We start from the raw sequence: 15,330 nt of genomic DNA, 5'->3' as shown, positions 1-15,330 counted from the left end.
GCGGCTGTCTTGCTGCTTTCAGTGTTTTGCCTTCCAACGCTTATAAGGAGAACTGGAGGTGATGGCCATGCAGATCACGAATACAGCCAGTACCAGAGAGACGGGATGGCTGACAATATCCGTCAGCAGCGCGGGCAGGCTATTGCCTACCGTGGTGGCGGCCCGCCGGAAGTTCAGCTCCAGCAGGTCGGAGAGAATGATGCCCAGCACGGTGGGGCCGACAGGGAAATGATAGAGCTTCATCACATAGCCCAGGATGCCGAAGGCGATCATCCAGTAGACGTCCATGATGGAGTTATTGATGGAAAAGGCACCCACCACGGACAGCAGGATAATGATGGGCATTAAGATCTCCTTGGGGATTTCCACGATCTTGGAGAAGGCCTTGATGCCGGTGAAGCCGAAGATCAGGAGGAAGATGTTACCCACGAACATGGCGCCGATGATGTAATAGAACACGTCGGGGCTGTTGGTCATCAGCAGGGGGCCGGGATTCAGGCCGTGGATGTACATGGCGCCCAGCATGATGGCAGTGACGGCGTCACCGGGGATGCCCAGAGACAGCATGGGGATGCAGGCGCCGCCCACGGCGGCGTTGTTGGCGCTTTCCGGTGCCACCAGACCCTCCATGGCGCCTTCACCAAAGGGCGTCTCCGGGTTTTTCGTGGTGCGCTTTGCCTGATCATAGGCCAACAGGGCGGCAATGTCGCCGCCGGTGCCGGGCAGCGCACCCACCACCGCACCGATGAGGGAGCTTTTCAGGGTCAGGGGAATAAAGCGGACGGTGTTTTTCCAGCTGGGGATAATTTTATCGACTTTTTGCTTGACCGGCGTTGTAGTCAGGTCCCGGAGCTGAATGAGAGCCTCGGACATGCCAAACAGGCCGATCATCACCACCACATAGCTGACGCCCAGCATCATATAAGTGCGGAACATGGAGCCGCTGGCGCCAAGCACGAAGCGGTTGTGGCCGGTTTGGTTGTCCAGGCCGATGAAACCGATGAACAGGCCGAGGGCCGCGGAGAGGATACCCCGGGCGGGGCGGTTATTGCCCAGACTGCTGACCAGAAACAGTCCGATGACTGCTAGCAGGAAGTAATCCCGGGGCGCAAAGCGCATGGCGAATTTGGAGAGATAGGGCGCGCCGAGGCACAAAATCATGGTGCCGATGAAGCCACCCAGCACGGACTGGATGACCGTCACGCCGATGGCTTGTCCGGCCAGGCCTTTCCGGGCCAGGGGATAGCCCTCCAGTGCGGTAGCCACAGCGGCGGGGGCACCGGGGATGTTCAGCAGAATGGCCGAGCGGGAACCACCGTACACGCCGCCAATATAGACGCCCACCATAGCCGCCAGGGCGGGAAGGGTGGCCCAGGAGTAGGTGAAGGAGATCAGCAGGGAGGTAGCCATAGTCACCGAAAGCCCGGGAATAGCGCCCACATAAATTCCGAGAAAGACGCCTACCGCCAGGCAGAACAGCAGCTTGGGGTCTGTCAGCGCCTGCAGGGCGTATCCGAATGCTTGTGAAATTTCCATATCTGAGGCCCCTCCTTTCAGGGAAGCTGAACCTGGAAGATGTATTGGAATACCACCAGGACACAGATCGTCGTAATGCCTGAAATTACCAGCATACGGAGCTTTTTTTCGTGGTTGAGCGTGAGCATGGAGAGGGCGAGAAACAAAACGGTGGATACTGCGAAGCCGATGAAATTGAGTGCCACCGCATACAGAATGCAGAAAAGAATAATGGCGCCCACCTTGCCGGGAAAGAGAAACGCGAAGGTCTCCTTGGCCTTTTTGACGAGAGGGAGCTTGTCCTCAAAGGGCTGGGGACAGCCCCGCAACTCCGCGAAGCTGAGAATCGTGGTGACCATCATGACCAGAGAGCAGAGCGCGGGCACCGTTCCCTCTCCGGAGAGCTTGGGGGCGGTGAGAAACAGCTTCATCGACGCGATGAAACAGATCAGAGAGAACAGACTAAGGACGGCGAGGAAGCCTTTTTCGCCCTTTTGCTGCGTGTGTTTTTCCATAAGAGGTGCGTTCCTTTCGTTGGAATCAGCGGGAAGAAGCAGGCCATGAGGCATGGCCTGCTTCTTAGAAAACGACAGGTTCTCTGGGGGATTTACCGCTCGATCCCCACGGAGGCGGGGTCGATGGTGGCAACGCCGGAATCATACAGCATATAGCTGGTGGTGGAACGGTACTTCCGCAGGTACTCCACCGCTTCGTCGCCGGTCATGTTCATTACGAAGCAGCCCTTGGAGGCCACCAGTTCCTGGAAGTCCGGAGCCTCGCAGGCCTTGGAGAAGGCAGCGGTCAGGGTGTCGATGATGGCCTGGTCCGTCCCCTGCTTCACGAAAACGCCATAGAAGGGGCCCCAGGGGAGGACTTCATTATATTCGGGATAAATTTCGGTGATGGCGGGAACATCATCAAAGCCTTCCAGGCGTTCGTTGTGGAACATGGCCAGGATGCGGATGTCGCCGGACTGGTAGAAGCTGGCGATGGAGCCCAGGGTGGAGACTGCGAAATCGGCGTTGCCGCCCATAACGGCGATGGCGCACTCATTCTCACCGTCGAAGGGGACCATGTTGGGCTCCGTGCCGCTGATGCTGCGGATGATGGTGGCGGCAGTTTCAGGCAGACCGCCGGCACCGGTGGTGGCGGCGATGACCTGGCCGGGATTTGCCAGCATATCATTGAACAGGTCCTCCACAGTCTGATACTTGGAGTCCTTGGCCACGTAAATGCCGCCGTAGCTGTTGCTCAGCAGGCAGATGGGATAGAAATCATCGTAATCCAATTCACTGGTGCCCATGACCTTGGCAATCTGGGGATTCTCCGCACCGAACAGCAACTCGTAGCCGTCTGCTGCCTGAGCGTTGACATAGGCAGTAGAAACGCCGCCGCCGGAGCCAGGACGGTTGGTAAAGACGATGGACTGACCCAGTTCCTCCTGGGCTACCAGACCGGCAGCACGGGAGACCGTGTCACAAATACCGCCAGCGCTCCACATGATAGAGCCCTGGATGCTCTTGGTGGGGTAAGCGGCGGTCTCAGCCGGCTTTGCCGCGGATGAGCCGGAATTGGTGGGGGCGGAAGAAGTGCCGGAGCCACAGGCTGCCAGTGAGCATACCATAACAGCGGCCATAAGGATTGCAATGATCTTTTTCATGGGGGTCTCTCCTTTTTGTTGGGGACTTCAAACAGCTTGATAATTTAGCACTTAAAAGTGTTACTAATTTAATGCTTTTAAGCGATGAAGTCTTTTAGTATATTACTTCAAAACCCGAGAATAGTCAAGAGAATTTTCTTGATCTCAAGCATCGGGCAGCGGGAGTTCATCAGAACTCCCGGTCAGGAGGACCACCGTGACCATTACCATGCCAAAGGGAGGGAGGGATAACACAACAGGCGGGAACATCTCAATGATGCTCCCGCCTTAACCCAACTCATATATCTGCCAGAGAAAAGGAATCCATGGAAATTTTCAAGAGATTATATATTTCTTCTTTACTTAAATCCTCCAGGTGTTGACATTCTATCCATAGGATACTTGATTACTTCTTATGCAAGGCTGCATAATACTGCTCCGCAAGTTTACCATAGGTATCTTCAGTAATATAATTTCCATACATACGAAAAAGGTAATAGGAGAGTTTGAATTCTGTGTGTAAATATTTTATGGATTCCGAACAAATTCCGAACAACAACCCATATCTCAATTCCGAACAAAACAGAAAGTCCTGAAACCATTACGGTTTCAGGACTTTTACTGGTCCGAGTGGCGAGACTTGAACTCACGACCCCTTGACCCCCAGTTAAGATTTGATGCGTTGCATCAAATCTTTTATTCATCGAAATCACGCTTTCAAAAAACGCTGAAAGCCTTGATACATCTATGTTTTTTACACTTTTATTATACCATACCTCCGCCGCCGATACAATCTTTTTTTGCACAATTCCAGAAGAAAAAGCGCACAGTTTTTGAGGCTTGTGCGCTTTTTGTGCGCTCAATTTGAATGATAATTTTCGCTGTATTCCCTACTCCTCCATCATGCCGACCAACTTGTAGAAGCTGGTTCGCTTTGTGTTCGTCTGCTCCATGGCAGTCTTTGCGGTTATTTCTCCTGCTTTCCAAGAGGCATAAACCTCATTCCAGTTTGCGGGGAAAGTGAGCGCGGGGCGTCCCAGTTTCTTGCCGTTCTGCTTCGCCGCTTCAATGCCCTCTGCCTGACGCTTACGAATGGTCTCCCGCTCCTGCTCGGCAATCGTTCCCAAGACTTCAATCAGAATGTTGTTGACCATCTCAAAAACCCACTCCTGCCCCTCTGGCAGCTCCATCATGGTTGTGGGGAGGTCAATGACTTTCAGCCGAATGCCGTTGTCCTTGAAGTATTGCAGTTCATTTTTTATGTCGCACTTGTTGCGGCTCAAACGGTCAAGGGATTTCACAACAAGGGTGTCACCCCGCCGCAGCATGGCGTTTTTAAGAGCCTGATAACCCGCCCGCTCCAAATCCTTGCCGCTTTCCTTGTCGGTGATAATCTCCCGCTCGGTAGCTCCAAGAGCCTTAAAAGCGGCAATCTGGCGGTCAAGGTTTTGTTCCTTGCTTGATACTCTGGCGTAGTAGTAAGTGCGGCTGTCCATGTCGTGTCCCCCTTTGTTCTATCTGTTCGTATTGTACCACGATTATTCGTAAATGTCAATATGTTTACGAATATATTTGTAAAATAAAAATCATACTATACGAACAAGAAAAACAGGGAGATTTTCCGTGTTTGTAAAGGTGTACTCTTGCGAACAGATAGGAAAGGAGCGGGAATGCTCCCGCTCCAAGCTATTACCATTCTTTATCGTTGTAGGGCGTGTTTTCTACGCCATTACTATTTAGTTTATCAACCATACGGTCAAGGGTCGGTTTCCAAATGTTCTTAAACCATTCAGTATGTCCAAACCATTTTACAAGGGTCGGACTAATTGCATAATATGTGCGGATAAATGCACGACCGTGCCAAGTTTCAGCAAGTGTATAGTCGCGGAATCGACGCAAAGTCCACACCTCAGGACAATCGTAAGACCCATACACAGCAGTAGCGACGTAACAGCCGCCAGATTTCTGTGTGGAAGATACGGGGGCAGAAGTTGCCGGCGCGGAGGATGCAGGGACATCGTTTTCTGCATTTTTTCCTTTAAGAGATTCCAAATGTTCCTTCACCTCGGCAAAAGGAATCATCTCGTTAGAGGGAAGCGCAGACGGGATGAACTCCGAATCCAATTCTGTAATCACATCATAAGACTCCTGAATCCAATCCAACAAAATTTGTCTCTTATTCTGATACAGCGACATTTTTTGTCCTTCAGGGAAAACATACGTCTCAAATAAGTACCTGCAGATTTCTACGCGCAGCTTGTGGCCTTTGCATTGGGTCTCCACGGAACAACCATCAACATAAAGAGTGCTGAGATCGCTGGCGGTAACCAAAGCCTTGACTGTATAGTTCACTAGATCAATTACATCATCCAGATTGCCCTTTGCCTCTTTGGACACCCGGTTTTTTGTTTTAGAAAATATCGTTTCTGCGGCATCAATCTGCAACAGTGCACGGGCGTCCTTTGTGATGCGCTGAGAGCCGTTGTGCGCATATCGTTCGGCATACTCATCCTCCGAAAGAGCATTGGACTCCATAAATCTTTCTTCAAGAGGATGCGTTCCGCAAAGAAACTGCAAGCGCAGCCTTTGTCCGGCATACTTGACCGGCAAATGTATATACTCATCTAGATTGTCGGTCGTTGGATTATCAGAGATGAAATCCAGCATTTTCCTGTATCCGTTCGCTTCCCATACATTGAATGCTGTCCAAAGGCAATCATTTATTTCCCAAACATCTTCAACGCAAAGGGCTGTACTAAACGCCGTTTTGAATGTCTCCGCATAAGTTTCGTCTAATTTTTCATCTTCGGGTGGGTCAAGTCGATTGAGATAGGAATTTGCCAGCAGACACCAAAGCGTTATTCTTTCTTCATCATCATCAGAAGATTTCAGTGCCTCCATCGCCAAGTTAAATGCTTCACGATACTGCTCATTATCGTATAAGGATTGGATGGATCGTGTTGCCTCTGTAATTTTCATATAGCACACTCCTTTAAGATACGATTTGGCGGATTTTTTCAAAAATCGGAATCAATTGTTTGTCAATAGCTTCTTCGTATTCCCTGATTTTTTTCTCGTTTCCTTTCAGCCTTTGATGGGTATCCAATGCACTATACAGCATTGCATCAGCGGCGCTGTTTGTAATCAATCCAAATCCCAAGCCGTCTGTATCCGCAAGCTTCATCAGCGCCTGATTTGCTGCGGGAATGTATGTATTTACGACCCAATCGAGATTTTCGTCCAATATGCGGCTAATTTGCCGATGTTGTTCTCTTGTAACAGCACCGAATGATTCGTTTTTTACAACGGTTCCTGCGGCCAACGCCATTTTTGTAAGTTCTACTGGATAAGAGTCTGGCACAACACGGTTTATTCTCTTGCAAGCTTGTTTTAGAAAATCAAACAGTTTGTTCACTAAATCAGAGGGAAGTTTACGTATAATCGCTTCATACTTCTCCTCTTCCGCGTTCCACTCGTTTCTTGCTTGTTCTTCTGCCTTTTCTTTCTTGTTGGCTCCAAGCACGGCAATAATTCCGCCTAAAAGAAAAACCAGAGGGAATAATAACCATTCCATTTCTTTTCCTCCTTTGTTGTATTCTTTTGAATTATGCCTTTTCAACAAGATTTATTGAACAAATACAATTGTAATATCATTTTTGATTGAGAATATAACCCGCCGCGCTGACTGCGGCTTCGTATTCATGCACATAGCGGGAAACGGTGTCGGGACTTCTGCGTAGCTTCTTTCCAATCTTGACAAAGCTGTTTCCGTCTTGGAAAAGTTGCCACATCTTTTCCTTTTCCTTCTGCGTGACCCGCGTTCCTTTTGCTGCCATTACTTTATGACCTTATCTTCGGCGCGAAGCATGGTTTCTTTCATGGCTTTATCGAACTGGTCTTTCACATAGGTTTCAGCAGTCCACTTCTTGTTAGAACCGCCGTCGGCAAGGATTTTATTCATCTTGTCCAGTTCGGTGAAAAAGGACTTGGGAAGAATAATTCTGCCTTTGTTCGTGTCCAGAATAATACGCATTGTGTTTTCCTCCTAAATAACAAAAATGTACGAAAACTGTCATATTGCACAGGCTTTCGCACATTCTATGTTATAGGTATATGTATGTATTGTCAAGGTTTTTGCCGAAATTTACCGAATTTTGTATGTTTCAAGGAAAACTCTCATTGGAACGACTGCGTTCTTGCAAAATTACATCGATTTTCAATGTTTTATCGTCGTATTCAATTATTTTTGCAAGCGTTCGCGCATATTCTGTGAAATCCGGCCAATTTCCGCCTAATTCCAGAAGAAATCAGAGAAATACCACTGCAACGATGACGGCAAAAACAAAAAATCACTTCGTCGGGGCGCTGCCCACACATTTCCGCCGCCGCGCCTCGCATTTTTTTATCTCCCGAATATACCCCCGCCGCCTCTCGGACTGCTTTTCGTAAGTGTTCCCTTGGCGCCCTTTTTTGATTTTATATTAAATTTTTGTTATAATATTTATATAAAACAAAGGAAATAGTAATGTTTTATATAAATTCTAATACATTTTGGAGGATATCCCATGAGTAAGAGTATCACGATTGATACCGGTTGGTATGAAATCATTTCTGACTACGCAACAAGCCATTGTATGACAAAGAAAGATACATTGACCATGTTGCTTGATATTTCCATAGGTCGAAAAAACACTTTTGAAGATTGGTATTATGATTATTGTACAGGAGGACAGAAAAATGAAAACTAACAAAAACGATGACTTTTTTAATTACTTTATTCGTGGATTGGACAGCAAAATGCAAGCCCAACTAAACTTGATGTATACCCATTACCGCATGAAGGAAGAAATCAACCACCGCCGCGAAATGGAAGAAATGGAGTAGCGCATTACTGAAAATGTAATGAAAAGCATCAGCATCCGAATTGAGGATGAAGCAATCAAGCAACTGCGCGATATGCTGAACAATCTCGGAAACTAATTTTATTCAGCGGGGGACGCAAGTCCCCCATTCCAAAAGAAAGGATTATCGGTTATGCCGAACACAGTACCAAATCAACGGATTATTGCCATTCACAGAGAACGCGCCGCGTCTGACTTCCTCGGAATAAAAAACGACAACTGGCAAGCTGCTGCGCGTGACCTCGGCGCACACGCACTCATGCTCTATTTATACTTTGCATCCAACGCCAACGGCTTCACATTGGCTCTATCCCCCGCCGCCATTCGTTAGGCTGTTGGTATGCCGCCCTCTACTTATCGTGACCAGTTTGTAAAGCTGATTGATAAAGGCTATCTTGTGCAGCGTAAAAACAGCAACACCTATGATTTCTATGAAACCCCACAACGCGACACGCACACAAAAAATAATGATACGCCGGACGGCCTTGACTTTACGGCAGACGTTCAGGATGCACCGCAAACCGCAAATGATGAAGCGGCGGAGGATATAGAAATAAATATAAATAATACAGATAAAATAAATAATAATGGGCTGTTGGAGAAACAAGTTTCTCCAACGCCACAATTCAAATTTTAAGGAGGACAAGCATTTGACCGTAGATGAAATGATTGACGCATTGGAAAGCGTTCTGGGGGCGTTATATCAGCAATAGGACTATACACGCTTTCCAGAAGTGTTAGTAGCAGCGGAGAATGTTGCCGGAGCATTAAGGTATGATTTCGGGGCAGTCATGCCGGACTATCCAGATATTCCTTTTGGAGAGTTTGAGTTTTGAGAAAAACAAGCTATGAAGAAAATGTCTATCAATGGCTCAAAAGAAAAGGACTTGCAGCCAAATACGACCATGCGGGAATTTACTGCATCAAGATCGACGATACCATTGTTTACATCGGCAAGAGTATGAATATGCTGAAACGCGTGGCGCAGCACTACGCAGCCATGAAAGGCCAAAAAGAGCGGAAATACCGCATCTTGGCGGAAGTGTAGCGCAAAGGCCATTCCATCAATTTTGATGTACTTTATGATGCAAAGGCGCGTAATTATCCTGCCGTCCAAGAGGAAATCGGCCAAAAAGAGGGCGAGTACATTCGGCAGTACCGCCCCGTTTTGAATACGCAGATTCCAAGAGAGGACGATTGGCGCAAATTCGATGTGTGCGCCGTGGACGCAAGAGAAGTCTTGAAAGACCTGCTATAAAGAGCAACAGACGGGAGCGAAAATCTCCCGTCTGTTTTCTGATACTTTCGGCAACCTCCGCCGCCTATCGTGTTTTTCCGCTTTTGGAAATCAGAGGTTAAACGCGGCGGCATACTTTTCTGTTGCGGCCTGCATCTGCTGCAAATCGGCTTTCACATAGAAGTTGAGCGTTGTGCTTGCGTCTGCGTGTCCTAAAATCTCCTGTACGCTCTTTATATCTGCACCTTGGGAAAGAAGCAGGGTCGCGCAAGAGTGGCGCAAATCGTGCGGAGAGAGGTCAGGAAAGCCATTCAATTTCATAAAGCGTTTAACGCGCCTCGTGACCGCGCTGGGGTCGTGGGGAGCGAAAATATCTTCTTTGCGGGGGAAGATGAACGCGTTTTTCAGAATCGTGCTTGGGTGTTCCGCTTGCATCTGCTTTCTGTACTCTTGGAGCAGCCGCAGCGTGTTTTCCATAATAGGTACTGTGCGAATACTCTTGGCTGTCTTGGGAGTGCTGACGATAACACCGCCGCGCGGATTGTAAACAACATTTCGGGAAACGGAGATTGTACGATTCTTTTCGTCAATGTCACTCCATTTTAGACCGATGCACTCGCCGCGTCTGATTCCAGAAGTGACAAGCAGATTCATCATACAATGGAAGTCAAGCGGCAAGGTCGGGAGCAAAGCAAAGAGCCGCGCGGCCTGTTCCTTTGTCAATGCGTCAACGGGGTTCTTGTCTTTCTTGGGGGCGGTGACTTTCTCCATCGGGTTCTTGACGAGCATTTCTTGTTCCGCCGCGTAGCCAAAAATCACATTGAGGGTCACATACTGGTGACGCAAGGACTTGGGAGAAAGCGGTTTGCCGGAGCGCGTCTTGTATTCTGTGCGGAGATAGGTCAAGTATTTCTGAATCTCTACTGGACTGATTTCCTGCAAGACCGCGCCGTTGAAATAGTCTGTGATAGGCTTTGCCATAAATTCATAGAAAGCAACGGTTGACGGCTTGGCATCTCCGCCGCGAATCTGCAACGGCAACCACATCTCATTGACAAAGGCAACAAAATCATCGTGACGCTTTTCGGGCGGAAGACGATACGCATCTCCCAATTCCTTTTCCTTTTGGTACTCTGCTCTGACTTCCTGTTCCCAAGCGTCCGCCGCGCGTTCTGCTGCTTTCTTTGCCTTTGCGGGGGTCAATCCCTCTGGCGGTGTCCAAGTCGTGTACTTGCGGACTTGCTTTCCACGCACATCACGCTCCATACAAGCGGTGAAGCGATAGGAAACTACCTTGCCATTCTTCGTGTTTTCTCTGATATTTGCCATTGATACGCACCCTTTCTTTCTCGATGCATCAACGGCTTTTTCGCACACTTTTTCAAAGTTGTGCGCTTTTTTGTGCGCTTTTTTTGATTTTTCGCAATTTCATCCGACTTCCGGAAAAAGCAAAAAGCCTTGAATCCATTGGGATTCAAGGCTTTTCGACTGGTCCGAGTGGCGAGACTTGAACTCACGACCCCTTGACCCCCAGTCAAGTGCGCTACCAACTGCGCTACACCCGGATATTTTTTTGATGCTGTCTCGTGGAAGTCAGCTTGTATATATTAGCATGCCGATTAAAAAAATGCAAGCCCTTTTTCAAAAAAATTTAAAAAAATTTTTGAATTGAGCATTTCAAAATTATGTTGACAAGAATAGGGGGGTATGGTATCATAAACAAGTGCCTGAATGACGGACACTCCCGCCGTTTCATGGAGAGATGTCCGAGCGGTTGAAGGAACCGGTCTTGAAAACCGGCGACGTGAAAGCGTCCGTGGGTTCGAATCCCACTCTCTCCGCCACAATTATATGATGACCTGCGGAAGTACCCAAGAGGCCGAAGGGGCTCCCCTGCTAAGGGAGTAGGCTGGATAAAACCGGCGCGAGGGTTCAAATCCCTCCTTCCGCGCCAAGTTACCGAGAATGCTTGAATCGAGCGTTTTCGGTAACTTTTTTGTTTCATGGAGTTCTGAAATGCCACTTTATTGAAAACTGAAAAAGACCTGTTCGGACTGCTTCAGACATAAAAAACCGTGTTGGTAGTGTACATCGTAGTATACACGTATTTCTATCCCTCGCGGCCCTTCTCTATCGTGACGATAGCCGCGTGGGCTGTCGTCATGTCCAGGTAGATATAGCGCTGGGGGGTGCTGAACTTCGTGTGCCGTATGATCTCCTGGATACCAGGCGGCGATGTTCCCGTGGGCAAGAGCTGCTGCCATGGTGCGCCTGCAGGAATAGGGTTTCGGGTAAGGATACCCCCAAGGCCTTGACTTTTTTTGGAAAGTTGGGGCCCAGGGCTTTCTCAATGATCGGGAGCGTGATATGATAAAACCACGGTTGGAGGGATGTTCGTGATGAAAAAACCTGAGCATTATGAATCTGATATATTGTTTTTCTTCGACGGCAAGCCGCTGGAATTATCTCAGTATGAAACGCTGTTCCGGCGCATGGAGACGGAGTTTCCAGACGCTACTGTCAAAGTGCAGAAAAGTCAGATCAGCTTTTACGGAAGGCACCTATTTGGGGCCGCGTCCCTGCCGGTTCGGAGGAAGAAGAGCTGGCCGGAGCACTGTATCGTGGTGACTATCGGCCTTTCTCATCAACTGGACTCTCCCCGGGTAGCGGTGGCCGTGGAGCCGTATCCGGGCCGCTGGACCCACCATGTGCTGATCTCCGCGGAGGAACAGATCGACGATGAGTTGGTGAACTGGCTGCGGGAGGCATACGAGTTTGCGGAGAGCAAGCGGTGAGGGCCGTCATATGAACATATACACCACCGAAGAACTGCTGGAGGCCAGACGTTCCATTACCTCCACGCTGAACAAATGCGAAAAGGTGATTTTGAAGCTGCAGCCCGGCAAGTCTCAGCACACGCTGATGGCCCGGCGCATCGCGGCCTTCAGGATTGCGTTGGATTTGATCGAGAGGGAGTTGAACAGTATGACCATCCGGCTGGAAGAACCGGGAGATTACCGGGAGGTGGAGAACCTCACCCGGGAGGCCTTCTGGAACAAGTACCGTCCCGGCTGCTTTGAGCACTATGTGCTGCACCGCTACCGGGACCGCCCGGAGTTTGTAAAGGAACTGGACTATGTGGTGGAGGAAGACGGAAAAATCGTCGCCCATATCATGTACAGCCGGGCACAGATCACTGCGGATGACGGGTCGACGATTCCTATTATGATTTTTGGCCCGGTCAGTGTCCTGCCGGAAAAACAAGGCAAGGGATACGGCAGCAAACTGATCCGGCACACGCTGGACCTGGCGGAGAAACTGGGCTGCGGCGCCGTGGCCATTACCGGAGATCCAGGGTACTATCACCGCTTTGGTTTTGTCAGCGGCAGCGGGTTGGGCATCTATTACAACGGCCTCCCTCGAAGCGAGGAAGCACCCTTTTTCATGGTAAAAGAGCTGAAAGAGGGCTTCCTGGAGGGTATTACTGGCGTATACAGGGACCCGGAGGGGTACTTTGTGGAGTATGACGATGTGGAGGCCTTTGACGCGAAGTTCCCGCCCAAGGAAAAGAAAAAGCTGTCCGGACAGCTTGTGTGAGGAGAAGAATGATGAAAACTGCGATTTGTTATTACTCCCGCCACCACGGGAACACCCGGAAAGTCCTGGACGCCATGGCCCAGAGAAACGATATTGACCTGATCGATGTGACCAGCCGTGTGGCCGTGCACCTGGAGGACTACGACTGCATTGGGTTTGCATCCGGCATCTACTATTCCAAGTTTCAGGAGACGGTGCTGGACTTTGTCCGGCAGTACCTGCCTCAGGGCAAGGACATGTTCTTCGTCTACACCTGTGGCTCCATGCGGAAGGGATATACCAAGGCCATTTCCGAAATTGTAGCTGACAAGGATGCAAATATCCTGGGCGAATACGGCTGCCGGGGCTTTGACACCTTCGGGCCGTTCAAGCTCATCGGCGGCATCGCCAAAGGCCACCCCAGCGCGGAGGAACTGCAGAGGGCCAGGGAGTTTTATCAGTCCATCTGCCGGGAAAATGAAGGGACGACATGAACTGGAAAGAACGGGCCGCACAATTGAAAACAGACATCCCGGTACTGTGGCTCTGTCTGAAAGCAGAAGAAACGCTGGCCCTCGCCAAAGTGCTGGCAGTAGTAACAGTTGGCTATGCGCTGTCGCCCATTGACCTGATTCCGGACTTTATTCCGGTGCTGGGATATCTGGATGACTTTATCATCCTGCCCGCCCTGGCAGCGTTGACGGTGAAATGTATCCCCAGAGAGGTTTTTGAATATTACCGCAGCGAGGCCGCCGGTATGTGGGCGGACGGAAAGCCGAAGAAGTGGTATTATGCGCTGCCCATCATTGCGATTTGGGTGTTGCTGGGCTGCTGGCTGTTCAGATTACTGATACGGCTGCTGTGAAATGGAAAGAAAACGAAACGGGGGAACACCATGACAGAGTATCCATTGCTGAATCAACAGCTTGCGGCACTGATCCACGGCGTGCCACACAGAATCGCAAACCTCTCCAACGCCGCGGCGCTGCTTTACAACACGCTGCCGGACCTGAACTGGGCGGGCTTCTATCTGATGGAAGACGGTATGTTGGTGCTGGGGCCGTTTCAGGGCAAGCCGGCCTGCATCGAGATCCAGGTGGGACGGGGCGTCTGCGGCACGGCGGTGGCAGAGGACCGGACGCAGCTGGTGTACGACGTCCACCAGTTCCCCGGCCACATCGCCTGCGACGGCGCGTCCAATTCTGAGATCGTGGTCCCCATCCATGCAGGGGACCGGATCGTCGGCGTTCTGGACATCGACAGCCCCCTGACGGGCCGCTTTACGGAAGAGGACCGGGTGGGCCTGGAAGAATTCGTACATGTTCTGGAGACGGAGCTCTGGTAAGGTATCTTGTAAGATCAAAACAGCGGCACTGACGGAAAAAGTCAGTGCTGCTGTTTTTTTATAGCTCGGGACTGCGAGAAGCGGATTTTTCAGGGCTGCGTGCTATCAGGGCTCCGGTGATGTGTTCCTGGATAATCCGGTCCGCGGCGGCCACCAGGGTTTCCGGTGTGTAGGGGAGCTCGCCCAGCAGCCAGCTTTCCACTGTGCCGGCCAGGGCGGAGACGTAGAAGTGAGTCAGGATATCCTTTTCCGCCTCGTTGGTGCGAAGATCCTCCGTCAGCTGGTCGATCACCCGATGGATGATGTCATAGATGTCAGCCTGGAAGAAACGGCGCAGATGCTCGTGGCTCACGGAGTGCATGGCGCAGAGACAGATATCCCGGTTTTCTTCCAGATACCGGAAGAGCTGCAGAAGCCCATCCTGCCAGACCAGGATGCCCTCCTGCCGATCCAGCAGTTTGACGGCCTCCTGATGAAACATCCAGCGGACCTGGTCGTAGATATCCTCAAAATGATAATAGAAGGTCTGCCGGTTGACGCCGCAGCCCTCCGTGATCTCCCGGATGGAGATCTTGTTCAGCGGCTTCTGTGCCATCAGCCGTTTCAACGATTCGGTCAGCAGCCGCTTTGTGGTATCGGTATGCAGCATTTCTTCCATGGAACCACTCCTTTTTCCGGTCCAGTATACCATGACCGGGGGAAAAGACGATGTAAACTTTTTGTGAAGCCCGGATCAATACGACAAATCGCCTCAATTGTCTATGGAAATCGGGGGATGGCTTTGCGTATACTGGGACTAATTTGCAAGGGGGTATTGGACATGGAACGGTATCAGATCACCCTGCATAGTCCCATGGGGCCGCGGCGGGGAAGCCTGGAGATCGTGAATGACCGGGAGGCGGTGGTGGAGCTGCTGGGCTTCCGCAGCGGAGTGGCTGTCCGCCGAATGGATGGCGGGCGGTTCTGCCTGACGGGCGATCTGGATTCCATTATGGGCAAGATCAGATTTGAGGCGAAGCTGACCATCCGGGACGGCGCCTTTGACAGCCTGGCCCGCACCGGAAAGGGCGACATGCGGCTGACCGGACGACTTGTGGAGAATATGGAGTAACGATAC

The 15,330-nt window shown here is 50.4% G+C and carries 21 protein-coding genes and 3 tRNA genes; 13 read left to right on the top strand and 11 right to left on the bottom strand.

Features of this window, described 5'->3' with window-relative positions; all coding sequences use genetic code 11:
• Positions 1–18 precede the first annotated feature (18 nt).
• The 8 genes from JQM66_RS01765 to JQM66_RS01730 all read right to left on the bottom strand — a co-directional run bounded on the left by JQM66_RS01765 (position 19) and on the right by JQM66_RS01730 (position 7,187).
• Entirely contained in the window at positions 19–1,536 is a 1,518-nt protein-coding gene (locus JQM66_RS01765; RefSeq protein ID WP_235228095.1) for a tripartite tricarboxylate transporter permease, read from the bottom strand.
• A gap of 17 nt (positions 1,537–1,553) precedes the next feature.
• Positions 1,554–2,030, bottom strand: coding sequence for a tripartite tricarboxylate transporter TctB family protein (locus tag JQM66_RS01760; protein WP_235228094.1), 477 nt, complete (start codon positions 2,028–2,030; stop codon positions 1,554–1,556).
• Positions 2,031–2,122: 92 nt separating this feature from the next.
• Complete coding sequence (locus JQM66_RS01755; protein WP_235228093.1) at positions 2,123–3,175, bottom strand: tripartite tricarboxylate transporter substrate binding protein; 1,053 nt, start codon at positions 3,173–3,175, stop codon at positions 2,123–2,125.
• A gap of 869 nt (positions 3,176–4,044) precedes the next feature.
• Entirely contained in the window at positions 4,045–4,650 is a 606-nt protein-coding gene (locus JQM66_RS01750) for a recombinase family protein (RefSeq protein ID WP_235228092.1), read from the bottom strand.
• Positions 4,651–4,843: 193 nt separating this feature from the next.
• A complete protein-coding gene (locus JQM66_RS01745) occupies positions 4,844–6,133 on the bottom strand; it encodes a CFI-box-CTERM domain-containing protein (RefSeq protein WP_235228091.1) in 1,290 nt (429 codons plus the stop codon).
• 13 nt (positions 6,134–6,146) lie between these two features.
• Positions 6,147–6,728, bottom strand: a complete 582-nt coding sequence (locus JQM66_RS01740; protein WP_235228090.1) for a hypothetical protein — start codon at positions 6,726–6,728, stop codon at positions 6,147–6,149.
• A 76-nt stretch (positions 6,729–6,804) separates the two neighbouring features.
• The gene (locus tag JQM66_RS01735) at positions 6,805–6,990 is read right to left on the bottom strand and encodes a helix-turn-helix domain-containing protein (protein ID WP_235228089.1); all 186 of its coding nucleotides are present in this window, start codon (positions 6,988–6,990) and stop codon (positions 6,805–6,807) included.
• Complete coding sequence (locus JQM66_RS01730) at positions 6,990–7,187, bottom strand: hypothetical protein (RefSeq protein WP_235228088.1); 198 nt, start codon at positions 7,185–7,187, stop codon at positions 6,990–6,992. Before JQM66_RS01730 ends, JQM66_RS01735 begins: the two co-directional genes overlap by 1 nt.
• A 532-nt stretch (positions 7,188–7,719) precedes the next feature.
• On the opposite strand from JQM66_RS01730, the gene JQM66_RS01725 reads away from it, so the two are divergent.
• From JQM66_RS01725 to JQM66_RS01705, 5 genes are all read left to right on the top strand, one after another.
• A complete protein-coding gene (locus JQM66_RS01725; protein ID WP_235228087.1) occupies positions 7,720–7,902 on the top strand; it encodes a hypothetical protein in 183 nt (60 codons plus the stop codon).
• A complete protein-coding gene (locus JQM66_RS01720; RefSeq protein WP_235228086.1) occupies positions 7,892–8,038 on the top strand; it encodes a hypothetical protein in 147 nt (48 codons plus the stop codon). The genes JQM66_RS01725 and JQM66_RS01720 overlap by 11 nt, the downstream gene beginning before the upstream one ends.
• Before the next feature lie 150 nt (positions 8,039–8,188).
• Positions 8,189–8,386 carry a hypothetical protein gene (locus JQM66_RS01715; RefSeq protein ID WP_235228085.1) on the top strand — a complete coding sequence of 66 codons (198 nt, stop codon included), beginning with the start codon at positions 8,189–8,191 and terminating at the stop codon, positions 8,384–8,386.
• Positions 8,387–8,395: 9 nt separating this feature from the next.
• Positions 8,396–8,692 (top strand): hypothetical protein, encoded by a 297-nt coding sequence (locus JQM66_RS01710; RefSeq protein ID WP_235228084.1) that lies wholly within the window; start codon positions 8,396–8,398, stop codon positions 8,690–8,692.
• Positions 8,693–8,887: 195 nt separating this feature from the next.
• The gene (locus JQM66_RS01705; RefSeq protein WP_235228083.1) at positions 8,888–9,103 is read left to right on the top strand and encodes a hypothetical protein; all 216 of its coding nucleotides are present in this window, start codon (positions 8,888–8,890) and stop codon (positions 9,101–9,103) included.
• Positions 9,104–9,403: 300 nt separating this feature from the next.
• On the opposite strand, the gene JQM66_RS01700 is transcribed toward JQM66_RS01705, so the two are convergent.
• Both JQM66_RS01700 and JQM66_RS01695 read right to left on the bottom strand, forming a co-directional pair.
• A complete protein-coding gene (locus tag JQM66_RS01700) occupies positions 9,404–10,621 on the bottom strand; it encodes a tyrosine-type recombinase/integrase (RefSeq protein ID WP_235228082.1) in 1,218 nt (405 codons plus the stop codon).
• A gap of 160 nt (positions 10,622–10,781) precedes the next feature.
• Positions 10,782–10,857, bottom strand: a tRNA-Pro gene (locus JQM66_RS01695).
• Between the two features lie 191 nt (positions 10,858–11,048).
• Here JQM66_RS01695 and JQM66_RS01690 point away from each other — a divergent pair.
• The 7 genes from JQM66_RS01690 to JQM66_RS01660 all read left to right on the top strand — a co-directional run bounded on the left by JQM66_RS01690 (position 11,049) and on the right by JQM66_RS01660 (position 14,213).
• Positions 11,049–11,136: transfer RNA gene (locus tag JQM66_RS01690), tRNA-Ser, on the top strand.
• 17 nt (positions 11,137–11,153) lie between these two features.
• Positions 11,154–11,246 (top strand) — tRNA-Ser (locus JQM66_RS01685).
• Between the two features lie 445 nt (positions 11,247–11,691).
• On the top strand, positions 11,692–12,087 hold the full coding sequence (locus tag JQM66_RS01680) for a DUF5655 domain-containing protein (protein WP_235228356.1): 396 nt from the start codon (positions 11,692–11,694) through the stop codon (positions 12,085–12,087).
• Between the two features lie 10 nt (positions 12,088–12,097).
• Positions 12,098–12,889 (top strand): GNAT family N-acetyltransferase, encoded by a 792-nt coding sequence (locus JQM66_RS01675; RefSeq protein WP_328284097.1) that lies wholly within the window; start codon positions 12,098–12,100, stop codon positions 12,887–12,889.
• A gap of 11 nt (positions 12,890–12,900) precedes the next feature.
• Positions 12,901–13,362 carry a flavodoxin family protein gene (locus JQM66_RS01670; protein ID WP_235228081.1) on the top strand — a complete coding sequence of 154 codons (462 nt, stop codon included), beginning with the start codon at positions 12,901–12,903 and terminating at the stop codon, positions 13,360–13,362.
• On the top strand, positions 13,359–13,733 hold the full coding sequence (locus tag JQM66_RS01665) for a YkvA family protein (protein WP_235228080.1): 375 nt from the start codon (positions 13,359–13,361) through the stop codon (positions 13,731–13,733). The genes JQM66_RS01670 and JQM66_RS01665 overlap by 4 nt, the downstream gene beginning before the upstream one ends.
• Positions 13,734–13,763: 30 nt before the next feature.
• Positions 13,764–14,213 carry a GAF domain-containing protein gene (locus JQM66_RS01660; protein WP_235228079.1) on the top strand — a complete coding sequence of 150 codons (450 nt, stop codon included), beginning with the start codon at positions 13,764–13,766 and terminating at the stop codon, positions 14,211–14,213.
• A gap of 58 nt (positions 14,214–14,271) precedes the next feature.
• Here the strand turns inward: JQM66_RS01660 and JQM66_RS01655 are convergent, their stop codons facing one another.
• Entirely contained in the window at positions 14,272–14,871 is a 600-nt protein-coding gene (locus JQM66_RS01655; protein ID WP_235228078.1) for a TetR/AcrR family transcriptional regulator, read from the bottom strand.
• A gap of 162 nt (positions 14,872–15,033) precedes the next feature.
• Here JQM66_RS01655 and JQM66_RS01650 point away from each other — a divergent pair, with 162 nt between their 5' ends.
• Positions 15,034–15,324: a hypothetical protein gene (locus tag JQM66_RS01650; RefSeq protein ID WP_235228077.1), complete on the top strand. Its 291-nt coding sequence runs from the start codon at positions 15,034–15,036 to the stop codon at positions 15,322–15,324.
• Positions 15,325–15,330 lie beyond the last annotated feature (6 nt).

The sequence above is a fragment of the Oscillibacter valericigenes genome, assembly GCF_021531915.1.
Classification (GTDB): Bacteria; Bacillota; Clostridia; order Oscillospirales; family Oscillospiraceae; genus Oscillibacter; species Oscillibacter valericigenes_A.
Note: the sequence above shows the minus strand (reverse complement) of the source record. Positions and strands in the feature narration are given on the sequence as shown.